Consider the following 19,124-nt stretch of genomic DNA (forward strand, 5'->3'; position numbering starts at 1 on the left):
ACGCCCGGTTACATTCCGAACCCGGAAGCTAAGCCTTTCAGCGCCGATGGTACTGCAGGGGGGACCCTGTGGGAGAGTAGGACGCCGCCGAACAACCCGCCCTTTTAGCTCAGTCGGCAGAGCGTCTCCATGGTAAGGAGAAGGTCAACGGTTCGATTCCGTTAAAGGGCTCAGAGAAAAGGCCCCCGCCTCATGGCGGGGGCCTTTTTGCGTTTCGTTTCAGAACCAGGGAAAGGAAGGCCCCCGAGGGGGCCTTCCGTGGCTCACTGGTGGTGCGGCTCCGGGATGCGCAGCGCCAGGATGGCCATGTCGTCGGAAGCCGGCTCCTGGGCGAAGCGCTCGACCGCGCGCAGGACACGGGCGGCGACCGCGCCGGCCGTCAGGCCCGTACACGTCCGAAGGACCTCGGTGAGGCCGTCGTCGCCCAGCATGCGCGTGCCCTCACGGCGCTCCGTCACGCCGTCCGTGACGCACAGCAGGACGTCTCCCGGGTCCAGGGTGACCGTCTGCTCGTAGAGCTCCAGGTCCTCCATGACGCCGAGGAGCGGCTGCGGGTCGGCGGCCGGGCGGACCGTGCCGTCCTGGCTCAGGCGGAGCGGCAGGGGATGCCCCGCGCACACCACCTTCAGGACGGCCGAGCCGTCCTCCTGGGGACGCATCTCGCCGTACAGCAGCGTCAGGAAGCGGCTGCGGGCGCCCTCGTCGAGGATCGCCGCGTTCAGCCGCTCCAGGACCGCGGGGCCGCCGAAGCCCTCACGGGCGAGCAGGCGCAGGGCATGGCGGGCCAGGCCCGTCACGGCGGCCGCCTCCGGGCCCGTACCGCAGACGTCGCCGATGGCGAAGCCGTAGGAGCCGTCGCGGATGGGGAAGAGGTCGTAGAAGTCGCCGCCGACCTCGTTGCCCTCGCCGGCCGCGCGGTAGATGACGTCCACCTCGACGCCGGGGATGTCCGGCAGGCCGGGCGGCAGCAGGCTGCGCTGGAGCGAGCGGCTGATCGCCGTGCGCTCCGAGTAGAGCCGGGCGTTGTCCAGGGCCAGGGCGGCGCGGCGGGAGAGGTCCTCGGCGAGCTCCAGGATCTCCTGGCGGAAGTGGTCGTCGGTGGGCTTGCCCAGCGTCAGCATGCCGATCACCCGGTTGCGGGCCACCAGCGGCAGCACCACGGTCTCGCCGCCTACCGCCGCGGCCGTCGCCAGGGTCGGGCCGATGCCCGAGGAGACCGGGCCCGCGGCGCCGTCCAGCTCGCGCATGGAGGCGCCGAGCGCGGCACGGTGGGCGGCCTCTCCGGGCGCAGTCCAGACGCGGGCGCCGGGCGTCGGCACCGGATCGGGCGGCGCGATCGACGAGAGCAGGTCCTTCAGTCCGTCGATGAGGTCCTCGTCCTCGTGCAGGACATAGGAGAGGTACGGGTCGGAGGACTGGTCGGCGATCGTGTAGACCGCGCACCAGGTCGCCAGGGTGGGGACCGTCATCTGGGCCATGAGGGCCAGCGTCTGGTCGCGGTCGAGGGTGCCGGCCAGCAGGTCGGAGGCCTCGACGAGGAAGCTGAGGGAGCCGCGGCGGAGCCGTTCCAGCTCGCCGAGGCGGGCCGACTCGACGGCCAGGGCGATGCGGTCCGCGGCGAACTGGAGGCGCAGGGCCTCCTCGTTGGAATAGCGGTTGGCGGTCTCGGCGGCGACGCCGAGAGAGCCCGTGAGCCGGCCCTCGACCTTCAGCGGGACCGTGACGACCGAGCGCATGCCGGTGCCTTCGAGGAGGGGTACGGCGCCGGGTACGGCGGCCAGGTCCTCGTGGACGGCGGGCATGCGGGCGGAGCCGTAGCGGCTGGCGCCGGTCTCGACGGGGACGCGGGCGAAGCGCTGGCGGGCGGAGGGCAGGCCCGTCGTGGCCCGGACCTCCAGTTCCGTCTCGTCGTCGGTGGCGAGGAGCAGGAAGGCGGAGTCCCCGTCGAGCATGTCACGGGCGCGTTCCACGGTGCGCTGGAGGAGGCCGTCGAGGTCGTCGGGGGCCGGGGAGCCGATGAAGACCTCGAAGGGATCGGCGGCGGCACGGCTCTCCGGGCCGGACTCCGAGGCGCCGGCGCGTTGCGGGGTCTGGAGGACGGCGCGCTCGTGCTCCCGTACGAGGAGACAGACCGTGGAGGGCTCGCCCTGGGCGTCGCGGACGCGCAGGTGCGAGGCGTAGACGGGGACGACGCGGCCGTCGGCGCAGCGGATGCCGTAGCTGCCCTCCCAGCGGGAGAGGCGGAGGGCCTCGGCGAGGCCGGTGCCGATGCCGGGGGTGTGGGGCCAGGCGGCGAAGTCGCCCAGCGGTTTGCCGGTGACCTGCTCGGAGCCGTATCCGAAGAGCTCTTCGGCGTCCTCGTTCCAGGCGGCGATGGCTCCGCTGCCGTCGATCTGGACGACGGCGACGCGGACGCGGCTGTCGGCCAGGGGCAGGAGCGGATCGGGCAGGACGGGGCCGGCGGAGCGGGTGCCGACGGGCCGCTCGGGGAGGTCGAGGTGGAACCAGACGTGTTTGCGGGTGGGGCTGTAGTCGACGCCCCAGCGGGTCGCGAGGGCGGAACAGAGCAGAAGGCCCCGGCCGTTCTCGCGGTCGGGGCTGCCCAGGGAGCGTCCGTGCTGGAGGGGAATCTCACGCTCGGGGTAGCGGTCGGCGACCTCGATGCGGATGCCGTCGTCGCCGCGCAGGCACAGGACGTCGGCGGCGGTGCCGGCGTGGATGACGGCGTTGGTGACGAGTTCGCTGGTGAGGACGACGGCGTCGTCGACGACCTCGGAGTATCCCCAGCCCTGGAGGGTGTCCCGGACGAAGGCGCGGGCGGTCGCGACGGACCGCCCGACGGGTTCGAAAGTGGCAGCCGCCCGCGCGGTGATCACTGAACTCCTCGTACGCGTTTCGACGCCCGGCTCTGCCATGGTCGGTCTGCCCCTCCCCGCTGTCCGTGCTCTCTTCGCGCCGTCCCGCCCCCGCCGGGCGGCCCGGGCGGTTGGACAGCCGGATGCCAGGTTACTTACCTTCGCTGTCCCAGCGGATGCCGGTCTCCGCTGTTTCCGTCCCTCGGACGTGGGGACGTTGTGCGAAGCTGCCGAACTGTTATCGCCTGGTTCGGACACGGTGAAACACTGGGCAGGCTGGTAGCGAGAGACCGATCGGTACGGTCGACCCCTTCGGGAGGGACACGGTGGAGTCTGGCACGACGACGCGACGCGGTGGCGGTTCGCGGGCGAAGGGCGGCGGCCGGTCCAGGGGCGGGGGCACGGTGCAGGTGGACGCGGCCGCGCTGCACCGCCTCCTGGCGGCACTGGTGTCGATGCGGGACGGGAACTTCCGCAAGCGGCTGACGGTGTCGGGCGACGGGGTGATGGCGGAGATCGCGGCCGTCTTCAACGAGGTCGCGGACCGGCAGACGCATCTGACGGGTGAGCTGTCCCGGGTGCGCCGGGTGGTCGGCCGTGAGGGCAAGCTGTCCGAGCGGCTGGAGACCGGTGCGGCCGAGGGGGCCTGGGCGGCGGCCATCGACGCGGCGAACGCGCTGGTGGACGAGCTGGCGCGGCCGGTGTCCGAGGTGGGCCGGGTGCTGTCGGCGGTCGCCGAGGGTGATCTGGGGCAGCGGATGGAGCTGCGCTCGGAAGGGGCGGACGGGACGACGCGGCCGTTGCGCGGGGAGTTCCTGAAGGTCGCGCGGACCGTGAACAACCTGGTCGACCAGCTGTCGGTGTTCGCGGACGAGGTGACCCGGGTCGCCCTGGAGGTGGGCACGGAGGGCATTCTGGGCGGCCAGGCCCAGGTGCGCGGAATGTCCGGTTCGTGGAAGGACCTCACGGACTCGGTGAACACCATGGCGAACCGACTGACGGCGCAGGTGCGGGACATCGCGCTGGTCACGACGGCGGTGGCCAACGGTGATCTGTCGCAGAAGGTCACGGCGAACGTGGCCGGCGAGATGCTGGAGCTGAAGAACACCGTCAACCGGATGGTGGACCAGCTGTCCTCGTTCTCCTCCGAGGTGACCCGGGTGGCCCGTGAGGTGGGCACGGAGGGCGAGCTGGGCGGTCAGGCCGAGGTGGCCGGGGTCGCCGGTGTGTGGAAGGACCTCACCGATTCCGTCAACACGATGGCGGGAAATCTCACCAATCAGGTGAGGGGTATCGCGGAGGTCACCACCGCGGTGGCCAACGGTGACCTGTCGCAGAAGGTGCGGGTGTCGGCGCGCGGTGAGATCGCGCAGCTCGCGGACACCATCAACCAGATGACGGAGACGCTGCGGACCTTCGCCGACGAGGTGACCCGGGTGTCCGGTGAGGTCGGTGCGCAGGGTCTGCTGGGCGGTCAGGCGCAGGTGCCGGGCGCGGCGGGTACGTGGAAGGACCTCACGGACTCGGTCAACACCGTCTTCCGGAACATCACCACGCAGGTGCGGGACATCGCGCAGGTGACGACGGCGGTGGCGAACGGCGACCTGTCGCAGAAGGTCACGGTGGACGTGGCCGGCGAGATGCTGGAGCTGAAGAACACCGTCAACACGATGGTCGACCAGCTCTCGGCGTTCGGTTCCGAGGTGACCCGGGTGGCGCGTGAGGTCGGCGTCGAGGGTCTGCTGGGCGGTCAGGCCGAGGTGCCGGGCGCCGCGGGTACGTGGAAGGACCTCACGGACTCGGTGAACACGGCGTTCCGCAACCTGACGGGTCAGGTGCGGGACATCGCGCAGGTGACGACGGCGGTGGCGAACGGCGACCTGTCGCAGAAGGTCACGGTGGACGTGGCCGGCGAGATGCTGGAGCTGAAGAACACCGTCAACACGATGGTGTCGCAGCTGTCGTCGTTCGCCGACCAGGTGACGCGGATGGCGCGGGACGTGGGCACCGAGGGCCGGCTCGGCGGTCAGGCCCGGGTGGACGGCGTGTCCGGCCGGTGGCGGGAGCTCACCGACTCGGTGAACTTCATGGCCGGCAACCTGACCTCGCAGGTGCGGCAGATCGCGCAGGTGACGACGGCCGTGGCGCGCGGTGACCTGTCGCAGAAGATCGACGTGGACGCGCGCGGTGAGATCCTGGAGCTGAAGAACACCATCAACACGATGGTCGACCAGCTGTCCGCGTTCGCCGACCAGGTGACGCGGGTGGCCCGTGAGGTGGGCACGGACGGGCGGCTCGGCGGCCAGGCGCAGGTGCCGGGTGTCGCCGGCGTGTGGCGGGACCTGACCGACTCGGTGAACGGGATGGCCGGGAACCTGACGGCGCAGGTGCGCAACATCGCGCAGGTCGCGACCGCGGTGGCGCGCGGTGACCTGTCGCAGAAGATCGACGTGGACGCGCGCGGCGAGATCCTGGAGCTGAAGAACACCCTCAACACGATGGTGGACCAGCTCTCCAGCTTCGCGGACCAGGTGACGCGGGTGGCCCGCGAGGTGGGCACCGAGGGCATCCTCGGCGGCCAGGCCGAGGTGCAGGGGGTCTCCGGCACCTGGAAGGACCTGACCCAGTCGGTGAACTCGATGGCGAACAACCTGACCTTCCAGGTCCGCAACATCGCCGAGGTCACCACGGCGGTGGCGCGCGGCGACCTGTCGAAGAAGATCACCGTCGACGCCAAGGGCGAGATCCTGGAGCTGGTGACGACCGTCAACACGATGGTCGACCAGCTGTCGAACTTCGCCGACGAGGTGACGCGGGTGGCCCGCGAGGTGGGCACCGAGGGCATCCTCGGCGGCCAGGCCCGGGTGCGCGGGGTGACCGGCATCTGGAAGGACCTGAGCGACAACGTCAACCTGATGGCCAACAACCTGACGAGTCAGGTGCGGAACATCTCCCGGGTGTCGGCGGCGGTCGCCAACGGCGATCTGACGAAGAAGGTCACCGTCGAGGCGCGCGGCGAGGTCGCCGAGCTCGCCGACACCGTCAACACGATGGTGACGACGCTGTCGTCGTTCGCCGACGAGGTGACGCGGGTGGCCCGTGAGGTGGGCACCGACGGCATCCTGGGCGGCCAGGCGCGGGTGCCGGGTGTCTCGGGCACGTGGAAGGACCTCACCGACTCGGTGAACGGCATGGCCGACAACCTGACCGGTCAGGTGCGGCAGATCGCGGCCGTCACCACGGCCATCGCCAAGGGCGACCTCACCAAGAAGATCGACATCGATGCCCGGGGTGAGATCCAGGAGCTGAAGAGCACCATCAACACGATGGTCGACCAGCTGTCGAACTTCGCCGAGGAGGTCACGCGCGTGGCCCGCGAGGTGGGCACGGACGGGCAGCTCGGCGGTCAGGCGCGGGTCCGGGACGTGGACGGGACCTGGCGGGACCTGACGGAGTCGGTGAACGAGATGGCCGGGAACCTGACCCGGCAGGTGCGGGCGATCGCGGCCGTCGCCACGGCGGTGACCCGCGGCGATCTCAATCTGAAGATCGACGGTGTCGACGCGGCGGGCGAGATCCAGGCCCTCCAGGAGAACATCAACACCATGATCGCCAACCTGCGGGACACCACCCTCGCCAACGAGGAGCAGGACTGGCTGAAGGGCAACCTGGCCCGCATCTCCGGTCTGATGCAGGGCCGGCGGGACCTCGACGACGTGGCCTCCCTCATCATGAGCGAGCTCACGCCGGTGGTCTCCGCGCAGCACGGTGCCTTCTTCGTGGCGATGCCGACCGGCTCCGCCAACGCCGACGGCGAGCCGCTGGGCGAGGGCGAGGGCTCGTACGAGCTGCGGATGCGCGGCAGTTACGGCTACTCCGCCGGTTCCATGCCGACCTCGTTCCGGCCGGGCGAGACGCTCATCGGGACGGCCGCGGAGGAGAAGCGGACCATCCAGGTCAACGTGCCGCCGGGCTATCTGAAGATCTCCTCCGGGCTCGGCGAGGCCGCGCCGGCCCATGTGATCGTGCTGCCGGTGCTGTTCGAGGGCCGGGTCCTCGGGGTGATCGAGCTGGCCTCGTTCCAGCCGTTCACGCAGATCCAGCGGGACTTCCTCAACCAGATCGCGGAGCTGATCGCGACCACGGTCAACACCATCAGCGTCAACACCCGCACCGAGGTGCTGCTCCAGCAGTCGCAGGAGCTCACCGAGCAGCTGCGGGAGCGGTCGGCGGAGCTGGAGCACCGGCAGAAGGAGCTGCAGAACTCCAACGCCGAGCTGGAGGAGAAGGCGGAGCTGCTGGCCCGTCAGAACCGGGACATCGAGGTGAAGAACACCGAGATCGAGGAGGCCCGGCAGGTCCTGGAGGAGCGTGCGGAGCAGCTCGCCGTGTCCATGCGCTACAAGTCCGAGTTCCTGGCCAACATGTCGCACGAGCTGCGCACGCCGCTCAACTCGCTGCTGATCCTGGCCAAGTTGCTCGCCGACAACGCGGACGCGAATCTGACGCCCAAGCAGGTCGAGTTCGCGGAGACCATCCACGGGGCCGGTTCCGATCTGCTCCAGCTGATCAACGACATCCTGGACCTGTCGAAGGTCGAGGCGGGCAAGATGGACGTCTCGCCGACGCGGATCGCGCTGGTGCAGCTGGTCGACTACGTGGAGGCCACCTTCCGGCCGCTGACCGCCGAGAAGGGGCTGGACTTCTCGGTGCGGGTCTCGCCGGAGCTGCCGGCCACCCTGCACACCGACGAGCAGCGGCTGCTGCAGGTGCTGCGCAACCTGCTGTCGAACGCGGTGAAGTTCACCGACACCGGTGCCGTGGAGCTGGTGATCCGGCCGGCGGGCGCGGACGTGCCGCAGTCGATCCGGGAGCAGCTCCTGGAGGCCGGGACGCTGCGCGACCCGGAGGCCGAGATGATCGCGTTCTCGGTGACCGACACGGGCATCGGCATCGCGGCCGGCAAGATGCGGGTGATCTTCGAGGCGTTCAAGCAGGCCGACGGCACCACCAGCCGCAAGTACGGCGGTACGGGGCTCGGCCTGTCGATCAGCCGGGAGATCGCCCGGCTGCTCGGCGGCGAGATCTACGCGGCGAGCGAGCCGGGCCGTGGCTCGACGTTCACCCTGTACCTGCCGCTGAGCCCCCATGAGCCCGCGCAGTCGGGCCAGGGGTCCGAGCAGCAGGACGCGGAGGACAGCCTCGGCCTGGAGGAACAGACCGGGGAGGGCCTGGTGCACTTCGCGCCCGCACCGGCGCGCACGGAGGCCAGGTCCGGGGCCGGCGCGCTGTTCCGGCACCGCCGCAAGGCGGTGGAGCCGCGGGCCCAGGTGCCCGGGCAGCCGGGCAAGGACGGCCAGGCCGCCGGCGAGGAGCGGGCGGAGCCCGAGCCGCGTCCGACGTTCTCGTTCGCGGGCGAGAAGGTGCTGATCGTCGACGACGACATCCGCAACGTGTTCGCGCTCACCAGCGTCCTGGAGCAGCACGGCCTCGCGGTGCTGTACGCGGAGAACGGCCGCGAGGGCATCGAGGTCCTGGAGCAGCACGACGACGTGTCGGTGGTGCTGATGGACATCATGATGCCGGAGATGGACGGGTACGCCACCACCACCGCGATCCGGCGGATGCCGCAGTTCGCGGGGCTGCCGATCATCGCGCTGACCGCCAAGGCGATGAAGGGCGACCGGGAGAAGGCCATCGAGTCGGGTGCCTCCGACTACGTCACCAAGCCGGTCGACCCCGACCACCTGCTGACGGTGATGGAGCAGTGGATGCGGGGGGAGGGCCGCTGACGAGGCCGGGCGCCGTCCGGCGGGCCGTCGCCACACGGGTGTGAGAGCCCGCCGGACGGGGAACCTTCTGGTCTCCCGCCGCGTTCGACGTAGGGGCACGCAAGTGAGTGCTCTGTGACAATGCGGTGACAGGGTGTGGCGACGGGCGGGGTGCGGCTACGATGACCGGCACAAGGACGGACGGCGCATGGGAGTCGTCTTCTGGGGCGGCGCCCGGTGCTTCCCCCGGCTCGCAGAGCCTGAGGGAGCCAGTGCCGGGGCGAGGAGGACGGGGCATGGTGCAGAAGGCCAAGATCCTCCTGGTCGATGACCGGCCGGAGAATCTGCTGGCGCTGGAGGCCATTCTCTCCGCGCTCGATCAGACGCTGGTGCGGGCATCGTCCGGGGAGGAAGCGCTCAAGGCGCTGCTGACGGACGACTTCGCGGTCATCCTGCTGGACGTCCAGATGCCGGGAATGGACGGATTCGAGACGGCCGCGCACATCAAGCGGCGCGAGCGGACCAGGGACATCCCGATCATCTTCCTCACCGCCATCAACCACGGCCCCCACCACACCTTCCGGGGGTACGCGGCGGGCGCGGTCGACTACATCTCCAAGCCCTTCGACCCGTGGGTGCTGCGTGCCAAGGTCTCGGTCTTCGTCGACCTGTACATGAAGAACTGCCAGCTGCGCGAGCAGGCCGCGCTGCTGCGCCTCCAGCTGGAGGGCGGGGCGAACGGCGGCCAGGGCAGCCAGTCGGCCGGGCTGCTCGCCGAGCTGTCGGCCCGGCTCGCCGCGGTCGAGGAGCAGGCCGAGGCGCTGTCCAAGCAGCTCGACGACGACTCCGCCGACGCGGCCGCCGTCGCCACCGCCGCGCACCTGGAGCGCAAGCTCACCGGACTGCGCCGGGCCCTCGACGCCCTGGAGCCCGGCACCGGCGCAACGCCGTCCCTGCCCTCGCAGAACTGAGCGCCAGTGCCGGCACCGAGCTGACGCGCGGTCACCCGGTCGGCGCCCGCCGTGAGCGGGCGTCAGTTTCGCGCTCCCGTACGGGCGACACGAACGGGTGAGCTGTATCCCCGGCGGTGTACACCGGTAACCTCGTCATCATGGCCTCACGTACGTCCGGCAAGGGTTCCCAGGGCACGGCGGGCACCGCGAAGCCGCGCGCCGGCCGTACGACCGGCACCGCGAAGAAGGCGGCGGCCGCGAAGTCCCCCGCCAAACCTCCCGCGAAGAAGGCGCCGGCGAAGAAGGCCGCGCCCGCCAAGCGCGCGCCCGCCCGCAAGACCGCGGCGAAGAAGGCCGCGCCCCGCCCCGCTCCGTCCCCGACCGGGGGCGTCTACCGGCTGGTGCGCGGGCTCTGGCTCGGCCTCGCCCACGCGGTCGGCGCGATGTTCCGGGGCATAGGGCGCGGCGCCAAGGGGCTCGACCCGGTCCACCGCAAGGACGGACTCGCGCTGCTGCTGCTCGGCGTCGCCCTGATCGTCGCCGCCGGGACCTGGTCGAATCTGCGCGGGCCGGTCGGCGACCTGGTGGAGATGCTGGTCACCGGCTCCTTCGGGCGACTCGACCTGCTGGTCCCGCTGCTGGTCGGCGCGATCGGCGTACGGCTGATCCTGTATCCGGAGAAGCCCGAGGCCAACGGGCGGATCGTGATCGGCCTGTCCGCGCTGGTCATCGGCGTGCTCGGGCAGGTCCACATCGCGTGCGGCTCGCCCGGCCGGGGCGACGGCACCGAGGCCATGCAGGACGCGGGCGGGCTCATCGGCTGGGCCGCCTCCAAGCCGCTCGTCTTCATGATGGGCGAGGTCCTGGCGGTGCCGATGCTGGTGCTGCTCACCGTCTTCGGTCTGCTCGTGGTCACCGCGACCCCCGTCAACGCCATCCCGCAGCGGCTGCGCGCCCTCGGCGCCCGGCTCGGCATCGTCGAGCCGGCGTACGACCCGTACGAGGCCGCCGGCGACGCGTACGGCGACGACTGGCGCGACGACGAGCCGCGGCCCGCCCGCCCGGTCCGCCGCCGTGCCCCCGCCGCAGGGCCGGACTACGACCCGGACAGCGCGGAGGCCGCCGCCCTGGAGCGGCGCGGCCGCCGGCGCCGTACCCCGCCGGCGTCCGCCTTCGACACCGGCGGCCTCGACCCCGTCGACGTGGCCGCCGCCGCGGCCGCCGCCCTCGACGGTGCCGTCCTCAACGGCATGCCGCCGTCCCCGGTGGTCGCCGACCTGACCCGGGACGTCACCGCCGAGCGGGCCGCCGCCGTGGACGCGGCCGCCGCCGACGCGGCACCCGACACCGCGCCCGCACGCCCGGCCGCGCCGGTCCCCGGCGCGCGGGGCGCCGCCGGGCAGCGGCAGGGCGGTGGGCCCGCCGGCGCGGTGCCCGACCTGACGAAGCCGGTGCCCGAGCCGACCGAGATGCCGTCGCGGGCCGAGCAGCTCCAGCTCTCCGGCGACATCACGTACTCCCTGCCCTCCCTGGACCTGCTGGAGCGCGGCGGGCCCGGCAAGACCCGCAGCGCCGCCAACGACGCCATCGTCGAGGCGCTCACCAACGTCTTCGCCGAGTTCAAGGTCGACGCGGCCGTCACCGGCTTCACCCGCGGCCCGACGGTCACCCGCTACGAGGTGGAGCTCGGCCCGGCCGTCAAGGTCGAGAAGATCACCGCGCTCACCAAGAACATCGCGTACGCCGTGGCCAGCCCCGACGTGCGGATCATCTCGCCGATCCCGGGGAAGTCCGCGGTCGGCATCGAGATCCCCAACACCGACCGCGAGATGGTCAACCTCGGCGACGTGCTGCGCCTCGCCGACGCGGCGGAGGACGACCACCCGATGCTGGTCGCGCTCGGCAAGGACGTCGAGGGCGGCTATGTGATGGCCAACCTGGCGAAGATGCCGCACATCCTCGTCGCGGGCGCCACCGGCTCCGGCAAGTCCTCCTGCATCAACTGCCTGATCACCTCGGTGATGATAAGAGCGACCCCGGAGGACGTCCGGATGGTCCTCGTCGACCCCAAGCGGGTCGAGCTCACCGCGTACGAGGGCATCCCGCACCTGATCACCCCGATCATCACCAACCCCAAGCGGGCCGCCGAGGCGCTGCAGTGGGTCGTGCGCGAGATGGACCTGCGCTACGACGACCTGGCCGCGTTCGGTTTCCGGCACATCGACGACTTCAACCAGGCGATCCGGGACGGCAAGGTCAAGCCGCCGCCGGGCAGCGAGCGCGAGCTGGCGCCCTACCCGTACCTGCTGGTGATCGTCGACGAGCTCGCCGACCTGATGATGGTCGCGCCGAGGGACGTCGAGGACGCCATCGTCCGCATCACCCAGTTGGCCCGCGCGGCCGGCATCCATCTGGTGCTGGCCACCCAGCGGCCCTCCGTGGACGTCGTCACCGGCCTGATCAAGGCGAACGTGCCCTCCCGGCTCGCCTTCGCCACCTCCTCGCTCGCCGACAGCCGCGTCATCCTCGACCAGCCCGGCGCCGAGAAGCTGATCGGCAAAGGTGACGGACTCTTCCTGCCGATGGGCGCCAACAAGCCCATCCGCATGCAGGGCGCCTTCGTCACCGAGCACGAGGTGGCCGGCGTCGTCCAGCACTGCAAGGACCAGATGGCGCCCGTCTTCCGGGACGACGTCACCGTCGGCACCAAGCAGAAGAAGGAGATCGACGAGGAGATCGGCGACGACCTCGACCTGCTGTGCCAGGCCGCCGAGCTGGTCGTCTCCACCCAGTTCGGCTCCACCTCGATGCTCCAGCGCAAGCTGCGCGTCGGCTTCGCGAAGGCCGGCCGGCTGATGGACCTGATGGAGTCCCGCAACATCGTCGGACCGAGCGAGGGTTCGAAGGCCCGCGACGTGCTGGTCAAGCCCGACGAACTCGACGCGGTGCTCGCCGTCATCCGCGGGGAGGACGGGGCCTGAGGGGCCTCCGGGCCGGCGCTGCCGTAACGAGACCTGGCCGAGACTCACTCGTAAGGGAACAAGGGCAACCGTTTCCCTTGGGCGTACGTCAAGTTGGAGGGAGGGAAAGCACCATGTCCCAGCCTCATGGCGTACAAACGACGCCCGCCCGGTTGCCCCACCCTTTCGTACCACCCATAGACTGAACGTCCAGCAGGTGGCTACACGCTCGAAAGGCGCTCTCGTGTCCATCGGCAACTCCCCCGAATCCCCCGAGGACGACCGGAACTTCCCGGCAGATGACCGGGATTCGATCGGTCGCGCCCTCCAGCAGGCCCGTGTCGCCGCCGGTCTCACCGTCGAAGAGGTCAGCGCCTCCACCCGGGTGCGCGTGCCGATCGTGCACGCCATCGAGGAGGACGACTTCTCGCGCTGCGGCGGCGACGTCTACGCCCGCGGGCACGTCCGCACGCTCGCGCGCGCCGTGGGGCTCGATCCGGCTCCGCTGGTCGAGCAGTACGACGCCGAGCACGGCGGACGGCCCTCGCCCACCCCGGCCGCCCCCCTCTTCGAGGCGGAACGCATCCGCCCCGAGCCCCGCCGCCCCAACTGGACCGCCGCCATGGTCGCGGCCATCGTGGCCGTCGTCGGCTTCGTCGGCTTCACCATGTTCAACGGCACCGACGGCCAGGCCGGGCCCGGCGCGGTCGCGGAGGGGCCCGCCCCCGTCAAGACCACCGCCCCCGCCAAGCCCAAGCCCGTGAAGCCGGCCCCCCGGCCCTCCGAGAGCGCCATCGCGGCGGTCCCGCAGGACAAGGTCACGGTCAAACTGACCGCCGTCGACGACAAGAGCTGGATCTCGGCCAAGGCCCACGACGGCAAGCTGCTCTTCGACGGGCTGCTCCTCGCGGGTGAGTCCAAGACCTTCCAGGACGACGAGCGCATCGATCTCATCCTCGGCAACGCCGGGCCGATCGAGCTCTTCGTCAACGGCAAGAAGATCGAGGACTCGTTCGAGTCGGGCCAGGTCGAGCGCCTGTCCTACACCAAGGGCGACCCCCAGGCCGGCTGACCGTCCGGCCCCCGCCCGGGGCCGGACAACGGCCGGACGGCGGCCGGACGACCGGATGTGACGACCGTCGCGCAGGTGAACCCTGCGCGACGGAGGTGCGTCCGGGACGAAGTAGTCTTGAGTCCATGCCCGAACGCCGTACCGTCGCCCTTGTCACTCTCGGCTGCGCCCGTAACGAGGTGGACTCGGAGGAGCTCGCAGGCCGCTTGGCAGCGGACGGCTGGGAGCTCGTCGAGAACGCCGAGGAAGCGGACGTCGCCGTCGTCAACACCTGCGGCTTCGTCGAAGCCGCCAAGAAGGACTCCGTCGACGCCCTCCTCGAAGCCAATGACCTGAAGGACCACGGCCGCACCCAGGCCGTCGTCGCCGTCGGCTGCATGGCCGAGCGCTACGGCAAGGAGCTCGCCGACGCGCTGCCCGAGGCCGACGGCGTGCTCGGCTTCGACGACTACGCCGACATCTCCAACCGCCTCCAGACCATCCTCAGCGGCGGCAGCGTCGAGGCGCACGCGCCGCGCGACCGCCGCAAGCTGCTGCCGCTGTCCCCGGTGGAGCGGCAGAAGGCCGCGGCCGGCGTGGCCCTGCCCGGACACGGCGACGGCGCCGCCCCGACCGCCAAGACCCCCGCGGACGCGCCCGCCGCCGACCTCACGGACCTCCCCGAGGGCCTCGCGCCCGCCTCCGGGCCCCGCGCGCCGCTGCGCCGCCGCCTGGACACCAGCCCCGTCGCCTCCGTGAAGCTGGCCTCCGGCTGCGACCGGCGCTGCACCTTCTGCGCCATCCCGTCCTTCCGCGGCTCCTTCGTCTCCCGCCGCCCCTCGGACGTGCTCAACGAGACGCGCTGGCTCGCCGAGCAGGGCGTGAAGGAGATCATGCTGGTCTCCGAGAACAACACCTCGTACGGCAAGGACCTCGGCGACATCCGCCTCCTGGAGAGCCTGCTGCCCGAGCTGGCGGCGGTCGACGGCATCGAGCGGGTCCGGGTCAGCTACCTGCAGCCCGCCGAGATGCGCCCCGGCCTGATCGACGTGCTCACCTCCACCGAGAAGGTCGCCCCCTACTTCGACCTGTCGTTCCAGCACAGCGCCCCGGACGTGCTGCGGGCCATGCGCCGCTTCGGCGACACCGACCGGTTCCTGGAGCTGCTGGAGACCATCCGCTCCAAGGCCCCGACCGCCGGTGCCCGCTCCAACTTCATCGTCGGCTTCCCCGGCGAGACCGAGGCGGACTTCGCCGAGCTGGAACGCTTCGTCACCCACGCCCGCCTCGACGCCATCGGCGTCTTCGGCTACTCCGACGAGGACGGTACCGAGGCCGCCACGTACGAGCACAAGCTGCCCCAGGACCTGGTCGACGAGCGCCTCGCGCACCTGTCCCGGCTCGCGGAGGAGCTCACCGCCCAGCGTGCGGAGGAGCGGATCGGCGAGATTCTGGAAGTACTGGTCGAGTCCTTCGACGAGGAGGAGGACGGCTGGATCGGCCGGGCCGCCCACCAGGCGCCCGAGACCGACGGCCAGGTGCTCCTCCCCGCGGACTCGGCCGACGGCCTCGACCTGGCCCCGGGCCGTATGGTCAGGGCCGAGGTGGTCGACACCGAGGGCGTCGACCTGGTGGCCGAGTGCCGCGCCGACCTGGGGAGCGTCCCCCAGGCCCCCGAGGCCGAGGAGGCGGGCAGATGACCGGAGTCCCGGCATCCGCGACGGGCGGGTCCGGAAGGCCGGCGCCGCGCGGCAAGCTGGGCGCGGCGGCCGTCAATCAGGCCAGCCTCTGGAACATCGCCAACATCCTCACCATGATCCGGCTCGTGCTCGTGCCCGGCTTCGTGGTGCTGCTGCTCCAGGACGGCGGGCACGACCCCGCCTGGCGTGCCTGGGCGTGGGCGGCGTTCGCCGTCGCCATGATCACGGACATCTTCGACGGGCACCTGGCCAGGGCGTACAACCTGGTCACGGACTTCGGGAAGATCGCCGACCCGATCGCCGACAAGGCGATCATGGCGGCCGGCCTGATCTCCCTGTCCGCGCTCGGCGACCTGCCGTGGTGGGTCACGGCGGTGATCCTCGCGCGGGAGCTCGGCATCACGCTGATGCGGTTCTGGGTGATCCGGCACGGAGTGATTCCGGCCAGTCGCGGCGGCAAGATGAAGACGCTCGCCCAGGGCACCGCGGTCGGCATGTACGTGCTGATGCTCACCGGTCCACTCGCCACCCTGCGCTTCTGGGTGATGGCGGTGGCCGTCGTGCTGACGGTCGTCACCGGTCTGGACTACGTCCGGCAGGCGGTCGTGCTGCGCCGTCGCGGGCTCGCCGAGGAGCGGGCGGCCGCGGCGGCGGAAACCGGCTCGGAGGCCGGTTCGGGGGCCGGGGCACGATGAACGAAGCCGCCCGGGTGCTGGCGCTGCTCGCGGAACGTGGTCATACGCTGGCCGTCGCGGAGTCCCTCACGGGCGGTCTGGTGGCCGCGGAGCTCACCGGGGTACCCGGTGCCTCCAAGACCTTCCGCGGGTCCGTCACGGCCTATGCCACGCCCCTGAAGGAGCTGCTGCTCGGCGTGGACGGGACCCTCCTGGCGGAGCGCGGGGCGGTGGACCCGGAGGTCGCGCTGCAGATGGCGGCCGGTGTGCGGGCCAGACTGGGCGCCGACTGGGGGCTGGCGACGACCGGTGTCGCGGGCCCCGATCCGCAGGACGGACAGCCCGTGGGAACGGTGTACGTGGCCGTCGCGGGCCCTTCGGGAGGGCTCGACGGGGCTACTGCGGCGCGGAAGGTGGCCGCGCTGCGGTTGAACGGCGATCGAGCGGAAATCCGTAGAGAGAGTGTACGGAGCGTGCTCGAATTGCTGAGTGAACTGCTCGCCGACGAACGCTCGGAAAATGCGCGGGCACAGGATACGGAACAGAACGGGGGAGATTGATGTTTGCAGCCATGAGTGAACACGACATCGCTCCCCGCACGGCCGCGGCGCGAGGCGGTACGGTGGGGCGTGAAGGATGCGGCTACGCGGTCCGAGGAGGGAGCCACCGATGATTCTGCTCCGTCGCCTGTTGGGTGACGTGCTGCGTCGGCAGCGCCAGCGCCAGGGCCGTACTCTGCGCGAAGTCTCCTCCTCCGCCCGAGTCTCACTCGGCTATCTCTCCGAGGTGGAGCGGGGGCAGAAGGAGGCTTCCTCCGAACTGCTCTCCGCGATCTGCGACGCGTTGGACGTACGGATGTCCGAGCTCATGCGCGAAGTGAGTGACGAGCTGTCGCTGGCCGAACTTGCCGAGTCGGCAAGGGCGAGCGAACCGGTGCCGGCGCCGGTACGGCCGATGCTCAATTCGGTGTCGGTGACGTCGGTGCCCGGTGTGCCCACCGAGCGGGTGACCATCAAGGCGCCCGCGGAGGCCGTGGACGTCGTCGCCGCCTGAGAAGAACGAAGCGGGGTGAAGCCCCGGTCGGTGCCCTGTTCAGGGTGCCGGCCGGGGCTTTCCTCATGCCCGGACGGGACTTCGGTCCCGCGACCCTCGGTCGTAGGTCCGGTAATCGGTTGATTACGTTTGAGATGCCGGATTCGGGTGATGCGTGACATCGTTGGGGGAACCGTACGACCGAAGTTGGAGAGTGCGCATGACTGTCGTGAAGAGCTCCCTGTCCGATGCCGATCTGAAGACGGTCGGCAACGCCCTGCAGGGTGCGCTGGTCGACCTGGTCGACCTCGCCCTGGTGGCCAAGCAGGTCCACTGGAACGTGGTCGGCCCCCGCTTCCGGTCCGTCCACCTCCAGCTCGACGACGTGGTGGCCACGGCCCGGACGCACTCCGACACGGTGGCCGAACGCGCCTCGGCGATCGGCGTGAACCCGGACGGACGGGCGGCCACGGTGGCGTCCGGGAGCGCGATCGGCTCCGTGCCGGAAGGCTGGATCAAGGACACCGACGCGGTGCGGATCCTCGTCGACGCGCTGGCCGCGGTGGTGACGCGGATGCGCGAGCGGATCGCCGTGACCGAGGAGCCGGACCCCGTGACGCAGGACATCCTCATCGGGCTGACGGCCGACCTCGAGAAGCACGCCTGGATGTTCCAGGCGGAGAGCGCCTGACCGTGGCTGACGGTGTGGCGATATGCGTCCCGTGCGCCGGGGTTGCCTCTAGTGCGCCCTCCCGCCGGGTGATCCTGCCGGTCTAGCGTCGACCGGAGGAGGCGGCCATGGTACGGCGACGGGTTCCGCTGGTGACGCTCATGCTGGTCGCGGCCGGACTGGCGGTCGGTGGGCTCTGGTGGTGGGCGGTGGCACGCCTGCTGCTGGTGCCGGGGGAGACCGGACCGGTCGAGGGGGCGGTGGCCGCGGGCGGCTGGGGGCTGAGCCTGCTGCCGGTGCACGTGGCCGCCTCTTCCGGCCGACGGCGCGGCGGCGGGCCGGATGGTCCAGGTCGGCCGGGACGGTCCGGGCCGCCTTCGGAAGCGGCGCGGCTCGCGGACCTCTGGCGGTCGGTCAGCAGGGCATCGGCACGCCGCCGTTGGGGCGGAGGGTCCGCCCCGTCGTGAACGACGAGGCGGCGCGGCGGTCGCACGGCCGATGCCGCTCGCGGCTCCGGTGACGAAGGCCGTGCGGCCGGTGAGGTCGTACGCGCCGAGGCCCGTGCGCGGACCGTCCGATGAGAACTGACCGACCGTCAATCGGAGGCGGAAGCGGTCAGGGTACGGGTTCGCCCTGCGGGCCCTTCTGGCAGCCGGGGCACCAGTACGTCACCCGGTCGCCGAGCTCCGCCTTGCGGATCGCGGTGCCGCAGCGCCGACAGGGGCGGCCCTCACGGCCGTAGACGTACAGACGCTCGCCAGGGCGGTGGCGGGTGGTCGTGCGCATGCCGGGACTGTCCTTGTTCGCCTCCAGGAGGCGGTGCGCGGTCGCCACCAGCCGCTCCGGGACGCCCGGCCCGAGCTCACCCACCGGCAGCCAGGGCGTGACGGCGGCCAGGAAGGCCAGCTCCGACTTGTAGACATTGCCGATCCCGGCCAGGTTCCGCTGGTCGAGCAGCGCCTCACCGAGCGTTCGCCCCGGGTCGGCGCCGAGACGGCGCACCGCCTCCGACGGGTCCCAGTCCGGCCCGAGCAGATCCGGCCCGAGATGGCCCACCACCGTGGCTTCCTCGGCGGTACGGATCAGCTCCAGGACCGGCAGACGGTAGCCGTACGCGGTGAACTCCGCGTTCCCGAGGATCGCCCGGATCTGGTGCGCGGGCCCTCCGCGCGGACGCTCCCCGGTGGCGTACACCCGCCACGCCCCGTCCATCCGCAGATGCGAGTGCAGCGTGAACCCGCCCTCGATTCGGGTCAGCAGGTGCTTGCCGCGCGGGGTGACGTCGAGCACCCGCCGCCCGGTCAGGTCAGCGGTCGCGAACCGGGGCACCCGCAGATCGAACCGCGTCAGCACCCGCCCGGCCAGCGCCGAGTCCAGCCGGTGGGCCTCGTACCAGACGGTGTCACCTTCGGGCATGGGGCCATGATGCCGTGCGGGGGCGGGGATGCGGTGGGTTGG

The 19,124-nt window shown here is 71.4% G+C and carries 12 protein-coding genes, 1 tRNA gene, 1 rRNA gene and 1 pseudogene; 12 read left to right on the forward strand and 3 right to left on the reverse strand.

The window, feature by feature from the left end; genetic code table 11:
• A 5S ribosomal RNA gene (rrf, locus tag ABTZ91_RS25700) occupies nt 1-93 on the forward strand; the annotation flags it as partial.
• 5 nt (nt 94-98) lie between these two features.
• Nucleotides 99-171: transfer RNA gene (locus tag ABTZ91_RS25705), tRNA-Thr, on the forward strand.
• Nucleotides 172-263: 92 nt separating this feature from the next.
• Here the strand turns inward: ABTZ91_RS25705 and ABTZ91_RS25710 are convergent.
• Entirely contained in the window at nt 264-2,915 is a 2,652-nt protein-coding gene (locus ABTZ91_RS25710; protein ID WP_352079603.1) for a SpoIIE family protein phosphatase, read from the reverse strand.
• Nucleotides 2,916-3,181: 266 nt separating this feature from the next.
• Between ABTZ91_RS25710 and ABTZ91_RS25715 the strand changes: the two genes are divergently transcribed.
• The 10 genes from ABTZ91_RS25715 (at nt 3,182) to ABTZ91_RS25760 (ending at nt 18,133) form a co-directional block, all read left to right on the forward strand.
• Nucleotides 3,182-8,647, forward strand: coding sequence for a HAMP domain-containing protein (locus ABTZ91_RS25715; RefSeq protein ID WP_352079604.1), 5,466 nt, complete (start codon nt 3,182-3,184; stop codon nt 8,645-8,647).
• A gap of 275 nt (nt 8,648-8,922) precedes the next feature.
• The gene (locus ABTZ91_RS25720; RefSeq protein ID WP_352079605.1) at nt 8,923-9,597 is read left to right on the forward strand and encodes a response regulator; all 675 of its coding nucleotides are present in this window, start codon (nt 8,923-8,925) and stop codon (nt 9,595-9,597) included.
• A 140-nt stretch (nt 9,598-9,737) separates the two neighbouring features.
• Nucleotides 9,738-12,560 carry a DNA translocase FtsK gene (locus ABTZ91_RS25725; RefSeq protein WP_352079606.1) on the forward strand — a complete coding sequence of 941 codons (2,823 nt, stop codon included), beginning with the start codon at nt 9,738-9,740 and terminating at the stop codon, nt 12,558-12,560.
• Between the two features lie 223 nt (nt 12,561-12,783).
• Nucleotides 12,784-13,611: a RodZ domain-containing protein gene (locus tag ABTZ91_RS25730; RefSeq protein WP_352079607.1), complete on the forward strand. Its 828-nt coding sequence runs from the start codon at nt 12,784-12,786 to the stop codon at nt 13,609-13,611.
• 125 nt (nt 13,612-13,736) lie between these two features.
• Nucleotides 13,737-15,290 (forward strand): 30S ribosomal protein S12 methylthiotransferase RimO, encoded by a 1,554-nt coding sequence (rimO, locus tag ABTZ91_RS25735; RefSeq protein WP_352079608.1) that lies wholly within the window; start codon nt 13,737-13,739, stop codon nt 15,288-15,290.
• A complete protein-coding gene (gene pgsA, locus ABTZ91_RS25740) occupies nt 15,287-15,985 on the forward strand; it encodes a CDP-diacylglycerol--glycerol-3-phosphate 3-phosphatidyltransferase (protein WP_352079609.1) in 699 nt (232 codons plus the stop codon). Before rimO ends, pgsA begins: the two co-directional genes overlap by 4 nt.
• Entirely contained in the window at nt 15,982-16,524 is a 543-nt protein-coding gene (locus tag ABTZ91_RS25745) for a CinA family protein (protein ID WP_352079610.1), read from the forward strand. Before pgsA ends, ABTZ91_RS25745 begins: the two co-directional genes overlap by 4 nt.
• 109 nt (nt 16,525-16,633) lie before the next feature.
• On the forward strand, nt 16,634-17,017 hold the full coding sequence (locus ABTZ91_RS25750; protein WP_352079611.1) for a helix-turn-helix transcriptional regulator: 384 nt from the start codon (nt 16,634-16,636) through the stop codon (nt 17,015-17,017).
• 199 nt (nt 17,018-17,216) lie between these two features.
• Complete coding sequence (locus tag ABTZ91_RS25755) at nt 17,217-17,687, forward strand: DNA starvation/stationary phase protection protein (protein WP_352079612.1); 471 nt, start codon at nt 17,217-17,219, stop codon at nt 17,685-17,687.
• Nucleotides 17,688-17,794: 107 nt separating this feature from the next.
• Entirely contained in the window at nt 17,795-18,133 is a 339-nt protein-coding gene (locus ABTZ91_RS25760) for a hypothetical protein (RefSeq protein ID WP_352079613.1), read from the forward strand.
• 15 nt (nt 18,134-18,148) lie between these two features.
• Here ABTZ91_RS25760 and ABTZ91_RS25765 read toward each other — a convergent pair.
• Nucleotides 18,149-18,265, reverse strand: a pseudogene (locus ABTZ91_RS25765) (3-oxoacyl-ACP reductase); the annotation flags it as partial.
• Between the two features lie 16 nt (nt 18,266-18,281).
• Nucleotides 18,282-19,082 carry a DNA-formamidopyrimidine glycosylase family protein gene (locus ABTZ91_RS25770; protein WP_352079614.1) on the reverse strand — a complete coding sequence of 267 codons (801 nt, stop codon included), beginning with the start codon at nt 19,080-19,082 and terminating at the stop codon, nt 18,282-18,284.
• Nucleotides 19,083-19,124 lie beyond the last annotated feature (42 nt).

This window comes from Streptomyces sp. NPDC126499 (genome assembly GCF_040302485.1).
Lineage (GTDB): Bacteria > Actinomycetota > Actinomycetes > Streptomycetales > Streptomycetaceae > Streptomyces.